Raw genomic sequence first — 22,660 nt, forward strand, 5'->3', positions numbered from 1 at the left:
CAACCCCGTGATCACGTCAGCTTTCCGGGAAATTCGGGGCCTTTATAGCCGCCAGCCAGGAAATCTGCCGCCGCGCCTGGGCCAGCGCCGCCGCGGCGCCGTCGAATACCTGGTCGCCGAAGAAGCCGACGGGGAACCAGCCGCGGGGATCTTCCGCATCGCGGCGGTATTCCTCGAAGCCGAAGGTCCCGTCCGGCCGCCGGAAGACGTCGACGCAGCGGCTCCCGCCCGAAGCGCAAGAACCGGGTGCATTGATGGAAGCGACGACGGTGTTCTTACCCGGCATTTGCCGCCGGCCCCAATTCGAGGGTCATGAAGGCGCTGAAGGGGTCGGGGACGTAATCGGCAAAGGGCCCGCAGGCGGTAAAGCCGAAGCGGCTGTAGAGCCCGCGCGCCGCGGCGAAGTCCTCGGTGGCGCCGGTCTCCAGGCTGAGGCGCCGGTAACCGCGGGCCCGCGCCGCGGCCAGGATGTGCTCCACCATGCGGCGCGCCACGCCGCGGCCGCGCGCCGCCGCCGCCGTGTGCATGGACTTGATTTCGCCGTGGGTGGGATCGAGCTGCTTCAGCGCGCCGCAGCCGAGCAGCGCCGCGCCCTCCCAGAGCGTCCAGAAGGTGACTTCCGGTGCGCGCAACGCTTCCAGGTCCAGCGCGTGCACGCTCTCCGGCGGCGAGATCGACCGCATGAGGTCCAGGTGCGCTTCCAGCAGTGCCGCGATCTCGGGCCCGCGCAGGTCGTCTTCACGGATGAGCATGGGTCGTACGGTGACGTTGTTGGAGCATTGAAAATGCCCCAGCCGTACCAATCGAGGCAACCCCGGCGAAGCCTAGCGATACCGTCACCCTCGCACTTGTTGCGAGGGTCCAGGGGAAACATCCCGGTGGCGGCCCTGGATGCTCGGGACAAGCCCGAGCATGACGATAAAGGGGGCCGCTACGCCACCCTTCGGCCCGCCGTATAGACCGTGCGGATCACCGGGTGGCCGCCGACCTGGCGCACCCGCAGCAGGTCCGCGCGCTTGCCCGGCGCGATCGCGCCGCGGTCGTCGAGGCCGGCAGCTTTGGCGGCGTTGAGGCTGGCGGTCTTCACCGCCTCGGGCAGAGACATGCCGACATCGTCCCCGGTGAGGCGCAGCGTGGCGGCGAGCAGGGAGATCGGCACGTAGTCGGAGGCCAGCACGTCCAGCAGGCCCGCCCTGGCGAGGTCGAGGGCCGAGAGATTGCCGGACTGGCTGCCGCCCTTCACCACGTTGGGCGCGCCCATGATGGTGATCATCCCCCGTGCCTTGGCCGCCTCCGCCGCCACCAGGGTGGTCGGGAACTCGGAGAGGGTCATGCCCAGGCGCGCCGCCTCCTCGACATGATCCAGGGTCTCGTCGTCGTGGGCGGCGACGGGGAGGCCGCGCTCCAGCGCCATCTTGGCCACCGCCTCGCGGTAGGTCGGCGCGAAGGTGCGCGAGGCCTCGGCATCCTGCTTGAAGCGCTCGTCCACCTGGTCTTCGGGCACGTGGAACAGCTTCACCAGCACCTCGCGGTATTTCTCCGGGTCGGGGAACTGGCGCTGGCCGACGGTGTGCTCCATCACCGAGACGAGCTGCAGCAGCGGGTGGTCCATCTGCGGGGCAACCTGGTCCAGCAGCGTCGGGTCGGTCACCTCGCAGCGCAGGTGCAAGAGGTGCTGGCTGCGGAAGACACCCAGTTCCTCGCCCTTTTCCACCGCGGCCATGATCTGGCCCAGCAGGTCGCGGCGTGTCTGGTCGGCGTCGCGCAGACCCACCACCAGGGAATCGAAGACCGTGGTGATGCCCGCCGCCGCCACCTGGGCGTCGTGGGCGATGGCCGCCTGCAGGGGGTCCCAGTGGACGCCGGGGCGCGGCACCACGTGGCGCTCGCAGTGATCGGTGTGCAGATCAATGAGGCCGGGGATCAGCAGCTCGCCGCCGCAGTCCAGGGCATCGCCCGCCACGGCGCCGCCGTCCTCCACCGCGGTGATGACGCCGTCCTCCACGGTGACTCTGCCGCGGAAGACCGCGTCCGCCGTCACCACCTCGGCGTTGGCGAGGCGCAGGGAATTGTCCTCCGCCGAATTCAGTCGCTCCGAATCCACTACCTGCAACATCACATCACCCGTTTTGCGTCACGCCAGACCGTTTTCACGATGGGCTGGCCTTCGATCACCGCCACCCGCAGCAGATCGGCCTTGAGGTCCGGCTCGATGCGGCCACGATCGGCGAGCCCCGCGGTCGCCGCCGGGGCGGCGCTGACCGTGGCCACCGCCCGCGGCAGATCCAGGCCGTGAGCCGGATCGGTAAGACGGAAAGCCGCCTGCACCAGGCTTGCCGGTACATAGTCGGAGGCCAGATTGTCGAGCAGTCCTTCGGCGGCCAGCGCCGCCACCGATACATTACCGGAATGGGAGCCGCCACGCAGCAGGTTCGGCGCGCCCATGACAATCTTCATACCATTGTCACGCGCCGCCTTGGCCGCCGCCAGGGTGGTCGGGAATTCGGAAACGGTGATGCCCAGTTCCGCCGCCTCCGCCACGTGCTCCGGCGTCTCGTCGTCGTGGCTGGCCAGCGCCAGGCCGCGCTCCCGGGCGCGCCGGGCCAGATCGCGGCGGTTGCGCGGCACCGTGAACTCCTGCGCCGCCAGCAGGCGCTCGATATGGGCGTCGGCCTCGGCCTCGCTGAGCTTCAGATTCTTCATGCTGCGCTCGCGGAAGCGCTCGATGTCAGGATATTGGCGGTGGCCCGGGGCATGGTCCATCAGCGACATCATGCCGACGGCGGCATGGTCGGCGACCTCGTCGAAGAGATCGACCACCACCTCGTCGGTGACCTCACAGCGCAGGTGGACGATGTGGTCGGCGCGCAGCATGGCCTTGTCGCGGGCCTCGCGCACCGCGTCGATCATCGGGCGGAAGATCTCGCGGCGCTCCGGGTGCTTGATCGAGACTCCGACGCAGACGCAGTCGAAGCTGGTCGTGACGCCGCCGGCGGCCATCTGGGCGTCGTGGGCCATGACGGCGGAGACCATGTCCCAGAGGGTGCCGGGGCGCGGCAGCACGTGTTTTTCGAAGTGGTCGGTGTGCAGGTCGATGAGGCCGGGCAGCAGGAAATCGCCGCCCAGGTCCTCGGCCCCTTTCACGGCGGTGGCGCCGGAGGCCACCTCGGCGATTTTGCCGTCGCGCAGGTGGAGGTTGCCGTGAACGACCTCCTCCGCCAGGACAATGCGGGCGTTGCTCAGGACTCGTTCGGCCATCAGGCGACGGCCCTTTTCTTGGAGAGATCGAAGATCCGGTCGGCCACGGCCTCGCGCACCTCGTCGTCGTGGAAGATGCCGACGATGGCGGCGCCGCGCGCCTTGGCCTCGTTGATGAGGTCCACGACCACGGCGCGGTTGCCGGCGTCCAGCGAGGCCGTCGGCTCGTCGAGCAGCAGCACCGGATAGTCGGCCACGAAGCCGCGCGCGATGTTCACGCGCTGCTGCTCGCCGCCGGAGAAGGTGGCCGGCGCCAGGTCCCACATGGCCTGGGGGATGTTGAGGCGCGCCAGCAGGGCCTCGGCCTTGGCCCGGGCTGTCTCCAGGTCGGCGCCCAGGGCGTGCAGCGGCTCGGCGACGATGTCGCGCGAGGAAATGCGCGGGATGACGCGCAGGAACTGGCTGACGTAGCCGACGGTGCGGCGCCGCACCTCCAGCACCCGGTGCGGGGCGGCCCCGGCCATGTCGACCCAATCATTTTCGTGCCGCACCCAGATGTGGCCGCCGCCGGGCTTGTAGTTGGCGTAGAGCGAGCGCAGCAGGGTCGACTTGCCGGTCCCCGAGGGGCCGTAGAGCGCCACGCATTCCCCGGCGGCCACCTCCAGGGAAAGGTCGGAGAAGACAGGCAGGCGCGCGCCGCCCTGCACATGCAGGACGAAAGCCTTGGAGAGATTTTCGACGCGGATCGCCGGCGCTTTCCGGGGGTCTTTCTTTTCTTCCGTCATATCGCTCATACCTGCAGCACCGAGGAAACCAAAAGCTGGGTGTAAGGGTGGTGCGGGTCGTCCAGCACCTGGTCGGTGAGGCCGCTCTCCACCACCTTGCCGTCCTTCATCACCATCAGGCGGTCGGCCAGCAGGCGGGCGACGGCCAGGTCGTGGGTGACGATGATGGCAGAAAGCCGCAACTCACGCACCAGCCCGCGCAGCAGGTCGAGAAGTCGTGCCTGGACGGAAACATCCAGGCCCCCGGTGGGCTCGTCCATGAACACCAGGCGCGGCTTGGTCACCAGGTTGCGGGCGATCTGCAGGCGCTGCTGCATGCCGCCGGAGAAGTGCTTGGGCTTGTCGTCCATGCGGGAGAGGTCCATCTCCACCTTGGTCAGCCAGTCCTCCGCCTCCCGGCGGATGGCGCCGTAGTGGCGCGCGCCCACGGCCATGAGCCGCTCGCCGACGTTGCCGCCGGCGCTGACGTCCATGCGCAGGCCGTCGCGCGGGTTCTGCATGACCACGCCCCAGTCGGTGCGCAGCAACAGGCGGCGCTCCGGCTCGGAAAGGGCGTAGATGTCGCTGAGGCCGCGGCCGCGCAGGTCGTACTCGACGAGGCCATTGGTCGGCGCGAGACGCGCGGAGAGGCAGTTCAGCAGCGTGGTCTTGCCGGAGCCGGACTCGCCGACGACGCCCAGCACCTCGCCGCTGTGCAGCTCGAAGGAAATGTCGGAGCAGGCCAGCAGGCTGCCGAAGGCGTGGGTCAGGTTGCGCACGCGCAGCAGGGGCGAAGAGGTGTCCATGGTCACGCTTCCTCCCCTTCGGCAGCGCCCACGGCAGCCGCATAGGCCTTGGCTGCCGCCTCCGACAGCTTGCCCTCGTGCCCCTCGGCGCGCCGCCGGGCGCAGTAGTGGGAGTCGGAGCAGACGTACATCTTGCCGCCCCGGTCATCCAGGATCACCTCGTCCAGGAAGGTGTCCTCCGCCCCGCAGAGGGCGCAGTCCTCCTCCCACTGCTGGACCGCGAAGGGATGATCGTCGAAGTCCAGGCTCTTCACCTTGGTGTAGGGCGGGATGGCGTAGATGCGCTTCTCGCGCCCGGCGCCGAAGAGCTGCAGGGCCGGGAAGCCGTCCATCTTGGGATTGTCGAACTTGGGGATCGGCGTCGGCGACATGAGATAGCGGTCGTTCACCATCACCGGGTAGGAGTAGGAGGTGGCGATCTCGCCGAAGCGGGCGATGTCCTCGTAGAGCGAGACCTGCATCAGGCCGTATTCCTTGTAGGCGTGCATCTTGCGGCACTCGGTCTCGCGCGGCTCCAGGGGGCGCAGGGGCTCCGGCTGCGGCACCTGGTAGACGATGATCTGGTCCTCCGCCATGGGGTCTTCCGGTACCCGGTGGCGGGTCTGCACGATGCTTGCCTCCGCCGTCGCCTCGGTGGTCGGCACCTCGGCCACGCGGGCGAAGAAGCGGCGGATGTTCACGGCGTTGGTGGTGTCGTCGGCGCCCTGGTCGATGACCTTCAGGGTGTCGTCCCTGCCGATGATGCTGGCCGTCACCTGCATGCCGCCGGTACCCCAGCCGTAGGGCAGCGGCATCTCGCGCCCGCCGAAGGGCACCTGGTAGCCGGGCAGCGCCACGGCCTTCAGGAGGCAACGCCGGATCATGCGCTTGGTCTGCTCGTCAAGGTAGGCGAAGTTGTAGCCGTCTTCGGCTTCTGTCGCTTTCTGCTGTGCGGCGCTCATCACTCGGCGGCCTCCTGGTGCTCTTCGTCGTGGCGCTTGCGCAGCGAGCGGATGAGCTGCAGCTCCGACTGGAAGTCGACGTAGTGCGGCAGCTTCAGGTGCTGCACGAAGCCGGAGGCCTCCACGTTGTCGGAGTGGTAGAGCACGAATTCCTCGTCCTGGGCCGGGTAGTCCACGGTCTCGTCCAGCTCGCGCGCCCTGAGCGCCCGGTCGACCAGGGCCATGGCCATGGTCTTGCGCTCGCAGTGCCCGAAGGAAAGGCCGTAGCCGCGGGTGAACTGCGGCGGCCGCTCGGCGGAACCGGCGAACTGGTTGATCATCTGGCACTCGGTGACGGTGATCTCGCCCAGCTCGATGGGAAAGCCCAGTTCCTCGGGCACGAACTCCACCGCCACCTCGCCCAGGCGGATCTCGCCGGCGAAGGGGTGGTTGCGGCCGTAGCCGCGCTGGGTCGAGTAACCCAGCGCCAGCAGGAAGCCCTCGTCGCCGCGCGCCAGGTTCTGCAGGCGGACATCGCGCCCGGCGGGAAAGCGCAGGGGCTCGCGGGTCAGGTCCGCCACGCTGCCCTCGTCGCCGTCCGGGGCGACCTCTTCCTCGATCAGGCCTTCGTGGTTCAGGATGTCGGTCACCCGCGGGATGTTCTCGTCGACGCCGGTCTCGGCGGCCTCGGCCTGCGGCGCCCCGGCGCCCTCCTCCGCCGCCAGGGCGAAGTCGAGCAGGCGGTGGGTGTAGTCGTAGCTCGGCCCCAGCACCTGGCCACCCGGCAGATCCTTGTAGGCGGCGGAGATGCGCCGGCGCACCGCCATCTTGGAGGTGTCGATGGGTGCGCTCTCGCCGAAGCGGGTCAGCGTGGTGCGGTAGGCGCGCAGCAGAAAGATCGCCTCCACGAGGTCGCCCTGGGCCTGCTTGATGGCCAGCGCCGCCAGGTCGCGGTCGTAGAGCGAGCCTTCCGTCATCACCCGGTCGACGGCGAGCTGCATCTGCACTTTGATCTGCGCCAGGCTCAACTCCGGCACCGCGGTGTCGCCGCGGCGCTCCTCGGCGATCAGCTTGTGCGAGTTGAGAATCGCCTGCTCGCCGCCCTTGACTGCAACGTACATGGTCTCAGCCCTCCGCCTGGATGCCGCGCGGCAGGCCGATGACGGTCCGCCCGCAGGTGAAGAAGATGTCGACGCCCAGCGGGAACTGCGCGGCGTTCAGGCGCCAGTCGTTCCAGAACCAGTCCGGCAACCCCGCCGGCCGGATGACCGCCGTGTCGCGGATGCCGGGGCCCTTCAAGGTCACCGCCGGGCCGTCCTCCAGGCTCGGCACCTGCAGCAGCAGGCTGGCCGAGCTGTCCGGGTACTGATCGACCCCCTGGGCGAAGACCGTCAGGCGCGGCATGTGCTCCGGATCGCTCACCAGGGCGAAGGCGGCGTCCCGGCTGCGCTCCACGAGGGGACAGCCGCAGTGGAACTTCAGATAGGCGCGCAGCGGCGGCGTGTCGGCGATCCAGTCGATCCACAGCGGGGTGTCGTAGTCGAGCAGGGTCAGCGCCGCCGCCGCGGTCGCAGGGTCCAACGGCTCCGGCCCCGCGACGTCACCCGGCAACGTCACCGGCCGCCCCGGATGGGCCAGCGCCGTCAGCAGGCCGCGGAAAATGTGCTGGGAGTCATGGACCGGGTCGGCGAGACCGGGCCTCAGCTCCGCGGTATCGATACCGCCTGTTGCGGCGTTGGAACTGGACGCCAATGCCATTATTCGTTCTCCCCGCGCACCATGGTGAAGAAGTTGACCTTGGTGGCGTTGGCCTTGCGGCTGCGCCTGCTGCGGCGTTCGGCATGGGCGGCCTCCAGCGGCGCGATCACGCCGTCCTCCAGCGCCCCGCGCCGGGCCTCGTCCTGCAGCAGGGCGTCGAAAAGCGCCGCCAGCTCGGCATGGCGCTTGGAACGCCCCTGGACATAGCCCAGGCCAATGGAAGCGGGGCCCGCCCCCCCGGAGGCCAGCCGCAGGGCGCAGCGGGTCACCGTCATCTGGCCCAGGTTGAAGCGGCCGCCGGTGCCGCCGGTACGGGCGCGCACCATGACCATGCCGACCTCCGGCCGGCGCAGCCAGTCGTAGGCCGGCTTGTCCGCCAGGTCCTCCCAGGCGCTTTCCAGTTCGTCGAGCTTGGCCTTGGCCAGAACCGAGATCCAGCGCTGGCGCGCCGCCTGCGCCGGATCGTTCTGCTCTGAATCCAATTGCCCTGAAGCCGAGTGGCCGCCCCCTTGCGAGGGGGCCGCCTGAGGGACCCTATCCATTAGACAAGTCCTATATTTGTCTAGATGTCTGTATGTTTTGATGTTAGAAGCGGCGCTCAAGCGATGTAAAGCAGAACTTCGTGAAACTTGGATGACGGAACCGCGAAAAGAGGATGGCGGCGATGACTTTAGAAAGGCGTGACGGCGTGGCGCTGTGGCGCCAGATCGCCGAGACCTTGGAAAGCGACATCAAGGCGCAGGTCTTCGCCCCCGGCAAGCAACTGCCGACCGAGGCCGAACTGGCCGAGCGCTTCTCCGTCAACCGCCATACGGTGCGCCGCGGCATCGCCTTCCTGGAACAGGAGGGGCTGCTGCGCGTCGAGCAGGGCCGCGGCACCTTCGTGCAGGAGCGCATGGTCGACTACAAGCTGGGCAAGCGCACCCGCTTCACCGAGAACATCGAAAAGCAGTCGCGCATTCCCTCCGGTGAGCTGGTGCGCGCCATCGTGGTCAGCGCCGACGAGACCCTGGCCAGGAACCTGCACCTCCGCAAAGGCGCCCCGGTGGCGCTGATCGAAAGCGTCGGTAAGGTGGACGGCCGGCCGATCTCGGTCGCCGCGCACCACTTCCCGGCCAAGCGCTTTCCCGAAATGATCGATGTCTACAAGAAGACGCGCTCGGTCACCAAGGCGCTCGCCCACTACGGCGTCGCGGACTATACGCGCAAGGAAACCCGCATCACCGCGCGCCTGCCCACCGCCAGCGAGTGCCGCCTGCTGGAACTGCCGCGTAGCCAGCCGGTGCTGGTCACCGAATCGATCAACGTCGACGCCGAGGGGCGCGTCGTCGAATACGGCTGGGGCCGCATGGCCGCGGAGCGCGCCCAGCTCGTCGTGCAGCCCTGATCACATCCCCTCTCGCGCCAACACCCCGGTCGCCTCTGGGCCCTCGGCACAAAGCCGAGGGTGACAAGAGGCGCGGTCGCTATGTCGCCGCCTAGACCGCCACAAGTTCGATGACCGAGCCGGAACTCGTCTCGGATCGGGTGGCAACGGACTCTCACATCAGCGCATTCCCGAGACCGGCCCTCTCATACAGGCAGACCACCGACCCCACAGACAGTGTCCGCCCATGTCAGGCAAGTACCGGGAAGCGGAGCAGTCCGTGGGGCGATGACGACAGCCGCCGAGCACCAGGACGACCGATTGGCGATTGCCGGAGGATGTCCGCTGAACGGATGAAGCGGACGCTCCCCCGGGTGCGCCTGCTCAGGCAAATGAAACCCCGACGGGGAACGTCGTCAGCGGGGCCGCGCTATGCCCAGCCAAGCTGGGCCAAGGAATGCCCGTCGTTCCAGATCTTCGTCATGTGCCGGATCTTGCCGCCGTCGAACTCCATCGAGTAGACATAGTCGGCCGCCAGGGACTTGCCAGTCGGCGAAACCGGTCCGCCGTCACCGGTATGCGTGCCGTGAAACACACCATAGGCAAGCACAACATTTCGGGCTTCGTCCGCGGCAAATCCCCTCAAGTCATAATCCCCGTCCGGGATCGGGGTCAGAAGCCCTCTCATCCAGTCGGTGTAGCCTTCGAGCGTCGTCGTCTCGGACAGCGCGCCCGACTGACAGGCAAAACTGGCCGTGTCGTGGCACCAGGCTTTGCAGACCTCCCAGCCCTTACCGGTTTCGCAGGCTTCAAAGAAATTCTTTGCGGTATCGGTGATCGACATGCTCGTGGTCTCCCCTGTCCTAAACTGCCTCGTCGCCACGTTTCCAAGTCGCGTCAGCAGCGACCGGAACCTGGTAGGATTATTTTAGAACGACCATTTTAAAATGTCAATTTTACAAATTTCCGATGTCCGCACCGGCGGGAATCACGAGAGAATTGCATGACGAACAGTGTCATAAAGTCTTGGTATTTCGGCTTTTTTCTTCTGATGCCGTCCATAGAGCACAAGGCCGTGGACACAGCACATGACATAGCTCGCAAGAGCTGCCGGATCCTTATCCTCGGACAATTCGCCGGCAGCCTGCGCGCCCCGGAAAGCCACCTCAAGATGTGATTCCATCGCGACGCAGAAGTCATCGATCATCTCTGCCGCCTCGGAGCTGATCGCATGTCGCTGGGCCAAATGATTCATCATCAGGCAGCCCTTGTACTCGTCCCTCGACGCCCCCGTCACGACGCTCTGGAGAAATTTGAACACCCCGTTCAAATTCGGCTCCTTGGACAGCATCTCGAAGCGAGGTGAAATGACGTTGCCCCGGTAATGCTCCAGGGTATTGGCGAACAGTCCGTCCTTGTCGCCGAACTCCTTGTACATGCTTGCCGTATTCATTCCGGTCGCCTGAGCCACTTCACCTATCGAGGTGGCTTGGAAACCGTTTCGCCAAAACAGATGCATTGCCTTTTCCAGCACGTCTTGACGCCCGTATTTTCTATTTCTTCCCATAGCAATAAAATAGAATACTCGTTTTAATATTTCAACGGCGCTGCAGAGATTGTGTCCGGGTTTCGAAAGGCAGTACGGTGTCGACCGGACAGAAGCCTTGCCAAGTCGGCATCGGGCTCGAAGCGGTCACGAGAATAAAACCCCATATTGCCGCTCAAGATCAAAAGCCGCCGTTGCGTAAACCGACAGCAAATGTCTGCTGAGCAGCGGGGAGCAGCCAGCCGGTGCTGGTCACCGAATCAGTCAACGTCGGCGCCGAGGGACGCGTCGTCGAGTACGGCTGGGGCCGCATGGCCGCAGAGCGTGCTCAGCTTGTCGCGCAGCCATAGCGGGTTACCCATCTCCCTAGCGGGTCTTCGGATCATTTGACCACACGGCGCACCGCTGTCTTCCCGGAGCTTCTCAGGCGGTTCAGGCTGGGGAGTGCCGGACCCTCACATCAGCGCTTCCTGAGGCCGGTCGTGTCACACGGGCAGACTACCGGCCTCCACAGACAGCGTCCGCCCATGCCAGGTATGCACCAGGAAGCAGAGCTGTCCATGAGGCTATGAGGGCAGCCGCCGAGTGCCAAGCATAAATATAAGCCCATCCGGCACCCTCTAGAGTTCCGAAACTGCTTGGCCCATAATCCGCCCAAGATGGGAGAAAAGCCTTGGAACGCAGGCTCGCCGCCATTCTTGCCGCTGATGTGGTCGACTACACCCGGATCATGGGCACGGATGAGACGGAAACGCTTCGGCGTATGACCGAGCTGCGCCAGGAAACCCTGGAACCGCTTATCGTCAAGAACCATGGCCGCGTGGTCAAAGTGATCGGAGATGGCCTATTGGTCGAGTTCGTCAGCGTCGTCGATGCTCTCACCTGCGCGGTGGCTTGGCAAAGAACAGTGATGGCGCACGAAGCGGAGGTCGATGACGACAAGCGGCTTAGCTTCCGCATTGGGATCAACCTGGGGGACGTGATCGTCGAGGATGACGATATTCACGGCGATGGGGTTAATGTTGCGGCGCGCCTGGAAAGCCTGGCAGAGCCCGACGGGATCTGGGTCTCCGGCGATGTCTTTCGCTATGCGAAGGGCAAAGTAGAAGCCGATTTCGATGACATGGGCGAACACTATCTCAAGAATGTCGCTGAGCCTGTCCGGATTTTTCGCGTCGCGCGTGGCCGTTCCGGCAGCGGCGCAGGTTCGACAAGAAAGAGCCCCTTGCGCCGCGCCGAGCACCCCTCGATCGCGGTACTGCCTTTCGACAATATGTCTGGCGACCCGGAACAGGACTACTTCTCGGACGGCATCACTGAAGACATAATTACTGAGCTATCCCGCTTCCGCTCTCTATTCGTGCTTGCACGAAACTCTTCCTTTGCTTTCCGCGGTCAGCAGATCGATATCGCCGAGATCGCGCGCAGATTGAGCGTGCAGTATGTCGTGGAGGGGAGTGTACGCAAAGCGGGCAACCGGGTCCGCATCACTGCACAGCTTATCGACTCAGCCAGCGGCGCTCATCTCTGGGCCGAGCGCTACGACCGGGAACTCGAAGATGTCTTCGCTGTCCAGGATGACGTCGTGCGGACCGTCGTGGCGGCCGTAGCCGGGCAAGTGGAGGCGGCAGGCACCCAGCTCGCGAAGCGCAAACCACCCCAGAACCTCGTCGCCTACGACTACGTCCTGCGCGGTCTGGAGCAACTGCGCCTGGTCGGCGAAGAACACAACGCCGATGCTCAGCGTCTCTTCAAGAAGGCCGTCAACCTTGACCCCCAGTACGCAGCCGGTCACGCCTACTTGGCCTTGGCGATATATGTTCAATGGAACCACAACCAAGACCCTGGCGAACTGGAGCGCGCCCTTGCCAGCGCCCGCCGGGCTTTGGAACTGGACGAGAACGACAGTCGCTGCCACCGCATCCTGGTTCCTATTTACACTCACATGCATCAATATGACTTGGCGGAGCTGCACTCAGATAAGAGCATTGCCCTGAATCCCAACGACGCGCTCGGCGCCATCTATCGGGCTATCCTGTTTCGTTATGTGGGGCGGGCAGAGGAAGGCGTTGAGTGGGCCCGCAAAGCGATGCAGCTCAATCCCTATCACCCGAATTGGTACAAGACCGTACTTGCTCACGTGCTGCATACCGCAGGACGCTATGCCGAGGCTCTCGAAGCCTATAGTCAGATTACCGAACGCCCGTCGTTCTATCACGCCTATGTGGCCGCCTGTCATGCCGAACTCGGCAACATGGACGAGGCGCAAAAAAATGCTGCCTTGGCGCTTCAGGTGAGGCCCGACTTTTCGATCGCGGCCCAAGGCAAGAAGCTGCCCTTCAAGAACGAGGCAGACTTGCAAAGCTTCCTTGCCGGGCTACGCAATGCGCGCCTACCCGAGTGACCGATCCCGCTATTCGGCGGGCTTCTTGCGCTCTGCCAAGATAGCAGCGTCTTCAAAGCCTTCGCTCTCCGACAACAGCGTCTGCGCCTGCCGCAAGATCTCCAGCGCCTGATTTCGATCGTCAGCAGTCATGGCATCGAGATCGAACTCCAGCTTGACGGCGGGGTGCTCGGCGCAGAAGCGCCGCCGCTGCTTGTCCGGGGGTTCAAGGGTATCGATAACCCGGAATGTAGCGATGGGATAGGCAAGCCCCTTGACCTCGACCTGCCCGTATTCCTCGCAGCGAATGCGGTCGCAGACATGTGCATAAGTCTCGTACGAAATGAGTATTTCGCCCGGTGTTGCCAGCGACTCCAATCGCGAGGCGGTGTTCACTGAACTTCCAATGATCGTGTAATCCAGGCGATCCTCGCTGCCGAAGTTACCTACCGTGCAGTATCCGGTATGAATCCCCATTCGGCACTGGAGCGGATTCTCAATTCCGGCCCCTCGCCAGATCTCGGAGAGCTCGGCCAGCCGTTGGCGCATGGTGAGCGCCATCTCTACGCAGGCGACCGCATCTTCCTTGACTCCTTTGCTTTCGGGATCGCCGAAGAAAAGCAAAATGGCATCCCCCACGTATTTGTCGATCGTAGCACCGTGGCTCAGTGCGATGCGCGACATTTCGGTCAGATAGTGGTTCAGCAGCTGGGTCAGCTCCTCGGATTCCATCCGGTCGGCGGTCTGGGTGAAGTCGGCGATATCGGAGAAGAACACTGTCAGCTTTTTCCGGGTGGCGGCGACCTTCACCTCCTGGCGGCCAGAAAAGATGGACTCGTAGACCTGGGGAGAGAGGTATTTGGCGAGTTGGCTGGAGAGCTGCTCCATCTGCCGGCTCTTGCTTGCCAGTTCCTCCGTTCGCTCGGCCACTTTGTCCTCCAGCGTGTCCCGAGCCGCCCGTAATTCCGCCTCGTAACTCTGCTGCTGTGCCTGCATCTGGTTGTAGGCGTCAATGACTTGGCCAAGCTCGTCCGTGCTGTGCCAGGTCACCGGCTGACGTTCTTCTTCCGTGCGCGCCTGGTTGATCGATGCGAGCAGCCGTGCCAGCGGCCTGCCAATGATACTGCGCAGCGCATATAGCGCAGCAGCGACCTCGATCGACACCGCGACCAGCGCGATGACGGCGGCGATAAGAAGTCGATTGCGGGTCTGCTCCCACAAAAATCGCCGGGTGGCCGTAAACTCCAGTGTACCGATTACCCGGTCTCCGCTCCCGGCATTGAAGATGATGTTGCGGCTGAGCGGGATTAGGTCCTCACGCGAGACTTCCTCCGGCGCCGCACCCGCCGCGCTCATCACTTCGCCCTTCTCGCCCAGAACTTGCGCAAAAACGATCTCACGGTTGGTGACAACGGCTTCCAGGCTCAGACGAATCTGCTCGCGGTCGAGATTCCAGACCGGGTTGGCCAACGCCGCCGCCTGTGTCCGGATCATACCTTCAAGGTTCTCTTCCAGACGGGCGACCGCATTGCGATGGGCCAGAAGCTCAATCAGGGCGAAGACCCCGATGACCGAAAGAAAGATCAGCGGAATGGTTACGCGAAGGAACTTGCCGCGCAGGGTCTGGCGCCTTCCGTCCCTCGGACGCATCACCTGGGTCCTCCGGCGTCGTAGCGCGATCCGAAGGCCGCTTCGGATCGGCGCTGTGTCGGTAGCCAATCATATGGTAGATTGGTGCCGCGAGCCATGAAGCTTTTGCGTCGTGGCCGCGAGACTGGCATGAGAGGCCACCCAAGATGCGCCACCTCTATGTCATGACCATTGCTGCCCTGCTTGGCCTCTCAGGGCCGGCTGCCGAGGCGCAGAATGTGCTTCGGATCGGCTACTTCGACATCCCGCCCCATGTGACCGGGGCGGAGGGCGGGCGGCCGCAAGGCGCCGCAATCAGCTACTTCGAGGAGTATATCGCGCCGCATTTCGGTGTACCTTTCGAATGGAACGCTGAAGTCACCGCGCCGACGCGGCTCATGAACCAGCTCGGCGACGGCGAGATCGACGCGATGATCTTTCTCGGCAGGACGGCCGAGCGAACCGAAATCTTCCACTACCCCAATCCGTATCTCGTGATCCCGGAAACCATCGCGCTGAAGGCGGACCATCCACTTTCATCGATAACAACGGTCAGCGATCTTTACGGCTTGAGGTTGGGGTTTCTGGTGGGAGGGCGCATTCCGGAACCGATGCAATCCAATCGGATTACCTACGATCTGATTGCCGGGAAGCGGCTCATGGAGCGCAATGTGGAGAAGCTGCTGTTGGGGCGCATCGACGGCATCTATGCGCCACTATCCACTGCACTGCTCAGTATCATCGAGGACATGGGCGTCCGCGACGAGATCAAACTCGTGCCTATCGAGTTCCTTGGACCAGTCGAAATCTACAGCGTCTTCTCGAAGAGAACAGTTACGATAGAGATCGTAGATCGTTACAATATGGCATTGGAAAGGGCGCAAGCCGAAGTCGGCTACAAGGAGTTCCTGGAGAACTACCTGAAAGCGCGCCGCAACTGAGATTCCCGGTTTGCGGCCTAGCGCTTTCATGGTGCCCGCCGCATTTCTACCGAGCATGCACGTTGGGCGGAGGAAGTGTTTGGAACGCAGGCTCGCAGCGATAATGTCCGTTGACGTAGTTGGCTACAGCCGCCTCATGGGTCAAGACGAGGCCGGCACCCTGGCCGCACTGAAGGCGCATCGCGCAGAACTGATTGATCCAACCATCGCCAAGCATAAAGGCCGCCTGGTGAAGCTCATGGGCGACGGCGCCCTGGTGGAGTTCCCCAGCGCTGTCGATGCCGTAGTCTGCGCAGCGGCGCTGCAGCGGGGCATGGCCCAGCGGACAGCAGAGCATCCTGAAGACCGCAGGATCGTCTTCCGTATCGGCATCAATATCGGCGATCTCATTGTCGAGGGCGACGACCTTTATGGCGACGGGGTGAACATCGCCGCCAGGCTGGAGGGCTTGGCCGAACCCGGTGGTATTTGCGTATCGCAGCACGTAGTGGGCCAGGTCAAAGGCAAGGTAGACTTCGGCTTCGAGGATTTGGGCAATCAACACGTCAAGAATATCGCCGAACCGATCCGGGTCTATCGCGTAAGTCTGTCGCCCAAGGCTGCCGGCAAAAATGTGAGGTTGAAGAAAGGTGCACGAGGGGCATGGAGAAAAGCGGCAGTGGCGGCGGCTGCGGCCGTGGCGATCGCAGCCTCCGGCGCGGTTGCTTGGCTGAAGCCTTGGCAACCGACTGTCGAGCCGGCTTCTGTCGATCGAATGGCGTTCCCGCTACCTGAAAAACCCTCCATCGCGGTTTTGCCATTCGTGAACATGTCAGGTGACCCTGAGCAGGAGTACTTCACCGACGGCCTGACCGAGGATTTGATCACCGACCTTTCGAGCATTTCGGGACTATTCGTCATCTCCCGAAACTCGACTTTTGTGTACAAGGGACGCTCGGTACCCGCCCGGCAAGTTTCGGAGGACTTAGGCGTGCGCTACGTGCTGGAGGGCAGCGTTCGCCGGTCAGGCAATGAGATCCGCGTCAATGCTCAGCTTATCGATGCAACCACCGGCGGCAACCTTTGGGCGGAGCGCTACGACGGCCCTGTTGCCAGTGTCTTCGAAGTGCAGGATCTCTTCATCAGGGAGATTGTCAGCGCCTTGGCGCTGAATCTTTCCGAAGGCGAGCGGAAGGCCTTTGCCAGCGGACAAACCACCAACATTCAAGCGCGCGAGGCGTTTCAGAAAGGCTGGGAGCACTATCTGCGCTACACGGCAGAGGACAACGCCATTGCCGCAGAGCATCTTGGGAATGCGCTCGAAATTGATCCCGGTTATGGGCGCGCTTACGCCGCTCTGGGCTTGGTCTATGTAAGAGGCTGTCAGTGGCGATGGCACGAGGAGCTGGGCACAAGTCCGAGTGGCGCCTTTGACACCGCGGTCGCCTATGTGACGGAAGGTGAGGCGAACAGCTCGTCACTGACCAAAGTGGCGGCCTCGCAAATTTCGCTTTACGACAATCAGCACGACGCAGCGCTTACCGAGGCTGCGCGTGCGGTAGCACTCGATCCGAATGACCCTGAGGCCCAGGTTGCCATGGGCCTGGCAATGATTACGACCGGCAAGCCGGAGCCGGGCTTGGCGTTTATCGAGACGGCGTTGCGGCTCAACCCAAACCACCCAAGCCACTATGCCCTGGCCAAGGCTTTGGCCTACTTTGCAATGAATGACCTGGACCAATCAGCTACCGTACTGACTCAGGCCCTAACACGAAACCCGGACTCCGACGACTTGACGCCCCTTCTGTCGGCAAGCCATGCCCGTCTCGGCCGCAGGAAAGATGCCAGAGACGCGCTCCTGCAATGGCGGCCCGAGGCCAATCAGGCTGAGCTCGAGAGAAGCGTTCTGGAGTATCACTTCCCTTACAAATGGAGCCCCGAGGCGCGCGATGTTGAGCAGCGACTGCAAGACGGCCTCAAGCTTTCTACGCTGCCGTTGGATGTCACCGTCGACACACTGATCGAGCGGCTACACAGTGGTGACGCTACGGAGCGCAGATCCTCCGTTGAAGAACTGGGGCTTTTTGGCCCCTTGCGGCCAACGCGGTACCGGTCTTGATTGAAGCTCTGGGCGACCCGGAGTTTCGGGTTGTCGGCGCGGTGCTGAACACACTAGGAAAGATCGGGCCCGCCTCGAAGGCTGCAATTCCGGCCCTTGAGGACATGCTGGCCAAGGGGGTTGACGAGTTTCGTGTGAAGCGGGCGCTGAACTACATCAAAGAGCTATGAGAGTGCCGCGTAGGCTCCTGCGATCTCGGCGGCCAGGCGGGCGTTGTTCAGAACCAGGGCGACGTTGGCCTCCAGGCTGGCGCCGCCGCTGAGATCTTCCAGGCGGGCCAGCAGGAAGGGCGTGACCGCCTTGCCCTGGACGCCCTGCGCTTCGGCTTCGGCCAGCGCGGTTTCGATATGGCCGGCGATCCGGGCGGCGGGAATCTCCGCCTCTGCCGGGATGGGATTGGCGACCATCAGGCCGCCGCCCAGGCCCAGCGTCCACTTGCACTGCATAACTTCGGCAATCTCTTGCGCGCTGTCGCGGCGCAGCGGCACCGCCAGGCCCGAGGCGCGGCTGTAGAAGGCCGGCAGTTGGTCGCAGCCGTAGCCGACGACCGGCACGCCCAGCGTCTCCAGCACCTCCAGGGTCTTGGGCAGGTCGAGGATCGCCTTGGCCCCGGCGCAGACCACCGCGACCGGCGTGCGCGCCAGTTCCTGCAGGTCGGCGGAAACGTCGAAGCTCAACTCGGCGCCGCGGTGCACGCCTCCGATGCCGCCGGTGGCGAAAACCCGTATGCCGGCCAGGTCGGCGCAGATCATGGTCGCCGCTACGGTGGTGGAGCCCGTGCCGCCGGCCGCCAGCACGGCGGGCAGGTCGGCGCGGCTCACCTTGGCCACGTCCCGCTCCCCGGCCAGGCGCTCCAACTCCTGTGGCTCCAGGCCGATGCGGATCCGCCCGTCGAGGAGCGCGATGGTGGCCGGCACGGCGCCGCCGGCCCGCACCGCCGCGGCCACCGCCCGCGCCGTCTCCAGGTTGCGCGGCGCCGGCATGCCGTGGGTGATGATGGTGGATTCCAGCGCCACCACCGGCCGGCCGGCCGCCAGGGCCTGTTGCACTTCCGGCAGGATTTCGACGAAGGGCTTCATCACGCGGTGATCTGCTCCAGTTTCTCGGGCGTCAGTTCGGCACTGACGCTGTCGTTGCTCTCCACGGTCAGGCGGGCCGCTGCCAGGGCGCGCCGCCCGGCGCTTTCCAGGTCCCGCCCCTCCAGGCGCGCCGCAAGGAAGGCCGCCGCCAGGGCGTCGCCCGCCCCGGTGACGTCGGTCAGCGGGCCGGGCAACTTTGCCAGTTCCAGCACCGCGCCACCCCCGGCAAGGCAGATGCCCGCCTCGCCCAGGGTGATGACGACCTCTCCGGCCCCGGCGGCCAGCAGCGCCCGGGCCAGGGCCGTCGGGGCCGTTTCCGGGTCCAGCCCGGCCAGCACCGCGGCCTCGCGGCGGTTCACCACCAGGAAGTCGCAGGCCGCCAACAGCGGGCGCAGGCGCTCGACCTTGGCCGGCGACACGCCGATGGCCGCCATCCGCCGCCCCTTTTGCCGCAGCCCGGCCAGGAAGGCCAGGGTCTCCTGCGGCAGGTTGCAGTCCGCGACCAGCGCCTCCGCCTCCCAGAGCGCCGCCGGCAGGGCGCGCAGCAGCGCCGGGGTGATCTCGTCATAGATCCGCATGTCGGCGACGGCGACCAGCATCTCGCCGTCGGGCTGCAGGGCGATGAGGTGAAAGGCCGTCGGCGCCGCCGCCGAACGGCTGACGCCCGCCAGCCCCAGGGGCAGGGTCCGCAAACCCGCCAGCAGGGCGTCGCCCTCGGCGTCCGGACCCAGCCGCGTCACCAGCTCGACCCCGAGCCCCAGGCGCAGGAGGTTCTCCGCGAGATTGCGCGCCACGCCGCCTGGGCAGCCCCGCAGCTCCACCGGGTTGGAGGCGCCCTCCACGTAAGGCGCCGGGGCCCGCGCCTTGCGGTCCAGATGGCAGGCCCCGATCACGGCAACCCTCGGCGGACTGTCGCTTCCCAAGCCTTCGACTCCTTCGACTGCGGTTGCCGGCGCAGCTTCGCCGAGCGGAGGCTCCCAGGCAACCAATGGGGCAACCGCCAAGACAGCGCCCGAAAATCCGCCATAATCATCGGCATTCTGGACACCTGCCGGGGGTCCGGCGGTGGCCGGTGGCCGGGGGGCCGGCAACTTCGCCATGGATTGCAAGGACGCTGCGGGTTATATCGGACAGGGAATGAACTCTGAGTTGAAGTCAGACGCGGGGCGGCACGTGCGGACGCGGCCGATCGCCGGTGACGGCGTGCGGGGCCTCCGGCCCCGCGGGCGCGTTGAGGCCGTCAAGAGCTGGGCCGGACGAGTGCTCGTGATCGCCGCCTTGGCCTGCGCCCTGCCGCTGCCGCTCCCCTCGGCGCCTGCCCTGGCCCAACAAAGCCCGCACGCGCCGGAGGACGTCGCCGCCAGCCGCGACCGGGTGCTCGACGATCGCCGCTACCAGACCGAAAAGCCGGAACCCGAGGTTGTGCCGGAGATCAATCGATGGAGGATCCCGCCCTGGCTGGCGAAGACCATCCTCTGGTCCCTGGGCGCGGTGGTCGCCGCCATCATCCTCTTCTTTCTCTTCAATCTGGCCCGCGAGCTGCTGGAAGGCCGCTTCGGCATCAAGCGCAGCCCCAAGGCGGCGCCGGCCGAGCCGGCCAAGGTGCAGGCGGTGCCGCCGGCCCAGCGCGAGGCGGAGCACCGTACCCTGGCCGAGGCCGACGCCCTGGCGGCCGAGGGACGCTTCAGCGAGGCCATTCACCTGCTGCTGCTGGTCGCCATGGAGCGCCTGCGCCGCGAGCTGGGCCCGCGCATCGCCCCGGCCATGACCGGCCGCGAAGTGCTGCGCCTCAGCGCCATCCCCGGCGAGGCCGCGGCGCCGCTGACCCGCATGGTGGCGGCCTCGGAGATCAACCACTTCGGCGGACGCAGCGCCGGGGAGCCCGACTACCGCAACTGCCGCGACGACTTCCTGCGCTTCAACGGCATGGAAGGGGTGCCCGCATGAGGATGTGGGCATGAGCGGCCGGACGCCGGGCGGCGACGCCTTCTCCCCGCGCGCGGTGGCCCTGCTGGTCGCCGCCGGCCTGATGGCCTTCACCGCCGCGGCCCTGGTCGCGATTTACTCCGACCCGCAGACCGAGGGCACCTACGGGGCCAATGCCTTCTCCTATTCGGCCATCGGCCACCGCGCCTGGACCGAGATCCTGCAGGATCTCGACGTCCCGGTCCTGCTCAGCCGCAACGACTCCGCCGCCAAGGCCTATGACGGCGATGGGCTGCTGGTTCTCGCCCAGCCCAACAGCAGCGCCGACGCCCTGGAATCCCTGGAGCTGATGTTCGACGCTGACCGCGTGCTGCTGGTGCTGCCGCGCTGGTCCGGCCATCCCGGCTACGAAAACCGCACCTGGATCAAGGTGCTGCGCGAGCTGGAGCCGGACTCCGTCGAGAGGATCCTGCACGTCGTCGACGAAGGGGCCTCGATCGTGCGCAGCGACGAGACCCCGGAGTGGCGCCGCACCGCCTGGGACAGCGCCCCCAGCCTGGGCGGCGCCCAGCTCATCAGGTCCGACACGATCACGCCCATCGTCCACAGCGACGCCGGCGTGCTGCTGGGCGAGTACAAGATCGCGGACACCACCGTCTGGGTCCTCTCCGATCCCGACATCATCAACAACAGCGGCATCGACGAGGGTGACAACGCCGTCTTCGCCGTGGCCATGGTCGACGCCCTGCTGCGCGGCGGCGGCGCGGCGGTCTTCGACGAAACCGTGCACGGCTTCACCCTCTCGCCCGATCTCTGGAAGGCTCTGCTGAGCTTCCCGCTGAACCTGGCGGTGCTGCAGGGCCTCTTTGCCGCCGCCGTCCTGGTCTGGGCCGCCGCCGGGCGCTTCGGCGCACCGCTGCCGCCGCGCCCGCGCCTCAAGGCCGGCAAGCAGGTGCTCATCGCCAACACCGCCAGCCTCTTCGAATTCGCCGGCAATCTGGCCGACATCCTGCGGCGCTACCACGAAACCTGCCTGCGCGACCTGGGCCGCCAGATTCACATTCCCCGCGACATCCGCGGCGCGGCGCTGACCCATTGGCTGGACCAGGTGGGCGAGGCGCGCGGCACCAGCGAGAGCTATAACGAGGTCCAGGCCGCCGTCGCCGCCGCCCTCGACGGTCCCTCTATCGCGGTGCCCGCCCTGCTGCGCGCGGCGCTACGCCTACACCGATGGAAACAGGAGATGATTCATGGACATAGAGCCGATCCAAACGGTCTGCGACCGGGTGCGGGAGCAGGTTCGCAAGACCGTGGTCGGACAGGACGCCGCCCTTGACCTGATGCTGGTGGCCCTGCTGTCGGAGGGTCATGTCCTGCTGGAAGGGGTGCCCGGCACCGCCAAGACGCTGCTGGCGCAGTCTTTCGCCAGGTCGGTGAACCTCGACTTCGGGCGCATCCAGTTCACGCCCGACCTGATGCCGGGCGACGTGCTGGGCACCAACCTCTTCAACTTCCAGACCAGCGATTTCAAGCTGACCAAGGGGCCGGTCTTCACCCAGATCCTGCTGGCCGACGAAATCAACCGCACGCCGCCGAAGACCCAGGCGGCGCTGCTGCAGGCCATGCACGAGCGTGCCGTGACCATCGACGGCGCGACCCACCCGCTGGGCGACGACTTCATGGTCATCGCCACCCAGAACCCCATCGAACAGCAGGGTACCTATCCCCTGCCCGAGGCGCAGCTCGACCGCTTTCTCTTCAAGCACATCCTCGACTATCCGGCGCGCGACGAGGAGCGCGCCATCGTCGCCCGCCACGGCCACCGCACCGTGATGCCGGACCTGGCCGACTTCGGCCTGGAAGCCGTGGCCGACGCCGCCGCCCTGGCGGACATCCGCAAGGTGATCGCCGGCCTGCGGCTTTCCGACGAACTGATCGACTACATCGTCGACATCGTGCGGGCGACGCGCGAGCACGAGTCCCTGGAATTCGGCGCTTCGCCGCGCTCGGCCAACATGATCGCCACCGCCGCGCGCGCCTTGGCCGCCATGCAGGGCCGCGACTACGTGATCCCCGACGACGTGAAGTTCATCGCGCTGCCGGCGCTGCGCCACCGCGTGGTTCTTTCACCCGGCGCCGAGATCGAGGGGCTGGCCGCCGACGCCGTGATCCGCCAGGTCCTCGACCAGATCCCCGCGCCGCGATGAGAGACCTTGCCGCCTCAGCGCGCGCCGGAGCGCCGCCAG

General features: G+C 65.7%; 23 protein-coding genes. 8 read left to right on the plus strand and 15 right to left on the minus strand.

Features of this window, described 5'->3' with window-relative positions; translation table 11 throughout:
- Nucleotides 1-16: 16 nt before the first annotated feature.
- The 10 genes from AAFN88_RS20675 to phnG all read right to left on the minus strand — a co-directional run bounded on the left by AAFN88_RS20675 (nucleotide 17) and on the right by phnG (nucleotide 7,928).
- Nucleotides 17-286 (minus strand): hypothetical protein, encoded by a 270-nt coding sequence (locus AAFN88_RS20675; RefSeq protein ID WP_347522594.1) that lies wholly within the window; start codon nucleotides 284-286, stop codon nucleotides 17-19.
- Entirely contained in the window at nucleotides 276-752 is a 477-nt protein-coding gene (locus tag AAFN88_RS20680; RefSeq protein ID WP_347522595.1) for a GNAT family N-acetyltransferase, read from the minus strand. Before AAFN88_RS20680 ends, AAFN88_RS20675 begins: the two co-directional genes overlap by 11 nt.
- Nucleotides 753-931: 179 nt before the next feature.
- Nucleotides 932-2,116 carry an alpha-D-ribose 1-methylphosphonate 5-triphosphate diphosphatase gene (locus AAFN88_RS20685; RefSeq protein ID WP_347522596.1) on the minus strand — a complete coding sequence of 395 codons (1,185 nt, stop codon included), beginning with the start codon at nucleotides 2,114-2,116 and terminating at the stop codon, nucleotides 932-934.
- Complete coding sequence (locus AAFN88_RS20690; protein ID WP_347522597.1) at nucleotides 2,116-3,258, minus strand: alpha-D-ribose 1-methylphosphonate 5-triphosphate diphosphatase; 1,143 nt, start codon at nucleotides 3,256-3,258, stop codon at nucleotides 2,116-2,118. The genes AAFN88_RS20685 and AAFN88_RS20690 overlap by 1 nt, the downstream gene beginning before the upstream one ends.
- On the minus strand, nucleotides 3,258-3,983 hold the full coding sequence (gene phnL / locus AAFN88_RS20695) for a phosphonate C-P lyase system protein PhnL (protein WP_347522787.1): 726 nt from the start codon (nucleotides 3,981-3,983) through the stop codon (nucleotides 3,258-3,260). Before phnL ends, AAFN88_RS20690 begins: the two co-directional genes overlap by 1 nt.
- Before the next feature lie 5 nt (nucleotides 3,984-3,988).
- Entirely contained in the window at nucleotides 3,989-4,768 is a 780-nt protein-coding gene (gene phnK / locus AAFN88_RS20700) for a phosphonate C-P lyase system protein PhnK (protein ID WP_347522788.1), read from the minus strand.
- 2 nt (nucleotides 4,769-4,770) lie between these two features.
- Nucleotides 4,771-5,709, minus strand: a complete 939-nt coding sequence (locus AAFN88_RS20705) for an alpha-D-ribose 1-methylphosphonate 5-phosphate C-P-lyase PhnJ (protein ID WP_347522599.1) — start codon at nucleotides 5,707-5,709, stop codon at nucleotides 4,771-4,773.
- Nucleotides 5,709-6,809: a carbon-phosphorus lyase complex subunit PhnI gene (locus AAFN88_RS20710; protein ID WP_347522600.1), complete on the minus strand. Its 1,101-nt coding sequence runs from the start codon at nucleotides 6,807-6,809 to the stop codon at nucleotides 5,709-5,711. Before AAFN88_RS20710 ends, AAFN88_RS20705 begins: the two co-directional genes overlap by 1 nt.
- A gap of 4 nt (nucleotides 6,810-6,813) precedes the next feature.
- On the minus strand, nucleotides 6,814-7,446 hold the full coding sequence (phnH, locus tag AAFN88_RS20715; protein WP_347522601.1) for a phosphonate C-P lyase system protein PhnH: 633 nt from the start codon (nucleotides 7,444-7,446) through the stop codon (nucleotides 6,814-6,816).
- On the minus strand, nucleotides 7,446-7,928 hold the full coding sequence (gene phnG, locus AAFN88_RS20720) for a phosphonate C-P lyase system protein PhnG (RefSeq protein ID WP_347522603.1): 483 nt from the start codon (nucleotides 7,926-7,928) through the stop codon (nucleotides 7,446-7,448). Before phnG ends, phnH begins: the two co-directional genes overlap by 1 nt.
- A 182-nt stretch (nucleotides 7,929-8,110) precedes the next feature.
- Between phnG and phnF the strand changes: the two genes are divergently transcribed.
- Entirely contained in the window at nucleotides 8,111-8,833 is a 723-nt protein-coding gene (gene phnF / locus AAFN88_RS20725; RefSeq protein WP_347522604.1) for a phosphonate metabolism transcriptional regulator PhnF, read from the plus strand.
- A 409-nt stretch (nucleotides 8,834-9,242) separates the two neighbouring features.
- Here the strand turns inward: phnF and AAFN88_RS20730 are convergent, their stop codons facing one another.
- Nucleotides 9,243-9,656 (minus strand): ester cyclase, encoded by a 414-nt coding sequence (locus AAFN88_RS20730; protein ID WP_347522605.1) that lies wholly within the window; start codon nucleotides 9,654-9,656, stop codon nucleotides 9,243-9,245.
- A gap of 144 nt (nucleotides 9,657-9,800) precedes the next feature.
- Nucleotides 9,801-10,346 (minus strand): TetR family transcriptional regulator, encoded by a 546-nt coding sequence (locus AAFN88_RS20735; protein WP_347522606.1) that lies wholly within the window; start codon nucleotides 10,344-10,346, stop codon nucleotides 9,801-9,803.
- A gap of 685 nt (nucleotides 10,347-11,031) precedes the next feature.
- Between AAFN88_RS20735 and AAFN88_RS20740 the strand changes: the two genes are divergently transcribed.
- Complete coding sequence (locus AAFN88_RS20740) at nucleotides 11,032-12,762, plus strand: adenylate/guanylate cyclase domain-containing protein (RefSeq protein WP_347522607.1); 1,731 nt, start codon at nucleotides 11,032-11,034, stop codon at nucleotides 12,760-12,762.
- A 9-nt stretch (nucleotides 12,763-12,771) separates the two neighbouring features.
- Here the strand turns inward: AAFN88_RS20740 and AAFN88_RS20745 are convergent, their stop codons facing one another.
- Nucleotides 12,772-14,391 carry an adenylate/guanylate cyclase domain-containing protein gene (locus AAFN88_RS20745; RefSeq protein ID WP_347522609.1) on the minus strand — a complete coding sequence of 540 codons (1,620 nt, stop codon included), beginning with the start codon at nucleotides 14,389-14,391 and terminating at the stop codon, nucleotides 12,772-12,774.
- A gap of 146 nt (nucleotides 14,392-14,537) precedes the next feature.
- On the opposite strand from AAFN88_RS20745, the gene AAFN88_RS20750 reads away from it, so the two are divergent.
- The 3 genes from AAFN88_RS20750 to AAFN88_RS20760 all read left to right on the plus strand — a co-directional run bounded on the left by AAFN88_RS20750 (nucleotide 14,538) and on the right by AAFN88_RS20760 (nucleotide 17,579).
- Nucleotides 14,538-15,311, plus strand: coding sequence for a hypothetical protein (locus AAFN88_RS20750; protein WP_347522610.1), 774 nt, complete (start codon nucleotides 14,538-14,540; stop codon nucleotides 15,309-15,311).
- Nucleotides 15,312-15,390: 79 nt separating this feature from the next.
- The gene (locus tag AAFN88_RS20755) at nucleotides 15,391-17,409 is read left to right on the plus strand and encodes an adenylate/guanylate cyclase domain-containing protein (RefSeq protein WP_347522611.1); all 2,019 of its coding nucleotides are present in this window, start codon (nucleotides 15,391-15,393) and stop codon (nucleotides 17,407-17,409) included.
- Nucleotides 17,406-17,579, plus strand: a complete 174-nt coding sequence (locus AAFN88_RS20760) for a HEAT repeat domain-containing protein (protein ID WP_347522612.1) — start codon at nucleotides 17,406-17,408, stop codon at nucleotides 17,577-17,579. The genes AAFN88_RS20755 and AAFN88_RS20760 overlap by 4 nt, the downstream gene beginning before the upstream one ends.
- On the opposite strand, the gene AAFN88_RS20765 is transcribed toward AAFN88_RS20760, so the two are convergent.
- On the minus strand, nucleotides 17,574-18,488 hold the full coding sequence (locus tag AAFN88_RS20765; RefSeq protein ID WP_347522614.1) for a pseudouridine-5'-phosphate glycosidase: 915 nt from the start codon (nucleotides 18,486-18,488) through the stop codon (nucleotides 17,574-17,576). The genes AAFN88_RS20760 and AAFN88_RS20765 overlap by 6 nt on opposite strands.
- Nucleotides 18,488-19,411: a PfkB family carbohydrate kinase gene (locus AAFN88_RS20770; RefSeq protein ID WP_347522615.1), complete on the minus strand. Its 924-nt coding sequence runs from the start codon at nucleotides 19,409-19,411 to the stop codon at nucleotides 18,488-18,490. The genes AAFN88_RS20765 and AAFN88_RS20770 overlap by 1 nt, the downstream gene beginning before the upstream one ends.
- 337 nt (nucleotides 19,412-19,748) lie before the next feature.
- Here AAFN88_RS20770 and AAFN88_RS20775 point away from each other — a divergent pair, with 337 nt between their 5' ends.
- From AAFN88_RS20775 to AAFN88_RS20785, 3 genes are read left to right on the plus strand one after another with little or no spacing between them, the layout of a single operon-like run.
- Nucleotides 19,749-20,435: a DUF4129 domain-containing protein gene (locus tag AAFN88_RS20775; protein WP_347522617.1), complete on the plus strand. Its 687-nt coding sequence runs from the start codon at nucleotides 19,749-19,751 to the stop codon at nucleotides 20,433-20,435.
- 10 nt (nucleotides 20,436-20,445) lie between these two features.
- Nucleotides 20,446-21,750 (plus strand): DUF4350 domain-containing protein, encoded by a 1,305-nt coding sequence (locus tag AAFN88_RS20780; protein WP_347522619.1) that lies wholly within the window; start codon nucleotides 20,446-20,448, stop codon nucleotides 21,748-21,750.
- A complete protein-coding gene (locus tag AAFN88_RS20785; RefSeq protein ID WP_347522621.1) occupies nucleotides 21,665-22,621 on the plus strand; it encodes a MoxR family ATPase in 957 nt (318 codons plus the stop codon). Before AAFN88_RS20780 ends, AAFN88_RS20785 begins: the two co-directional genes overlap by 86 nt.
- Nucleotides 22,622-22,660 lie beyond the last annotated feature (39 nt).

Source organism: Pelagibius sp. CAU 1746 (genome assembly GCF_039839785.1).
Taxonomy (GTDB): Bacteria; Pseudomonadota; Alphaproteobacteria; order Kiloniellales; family Kiloniellaceae; genus Pelagibius.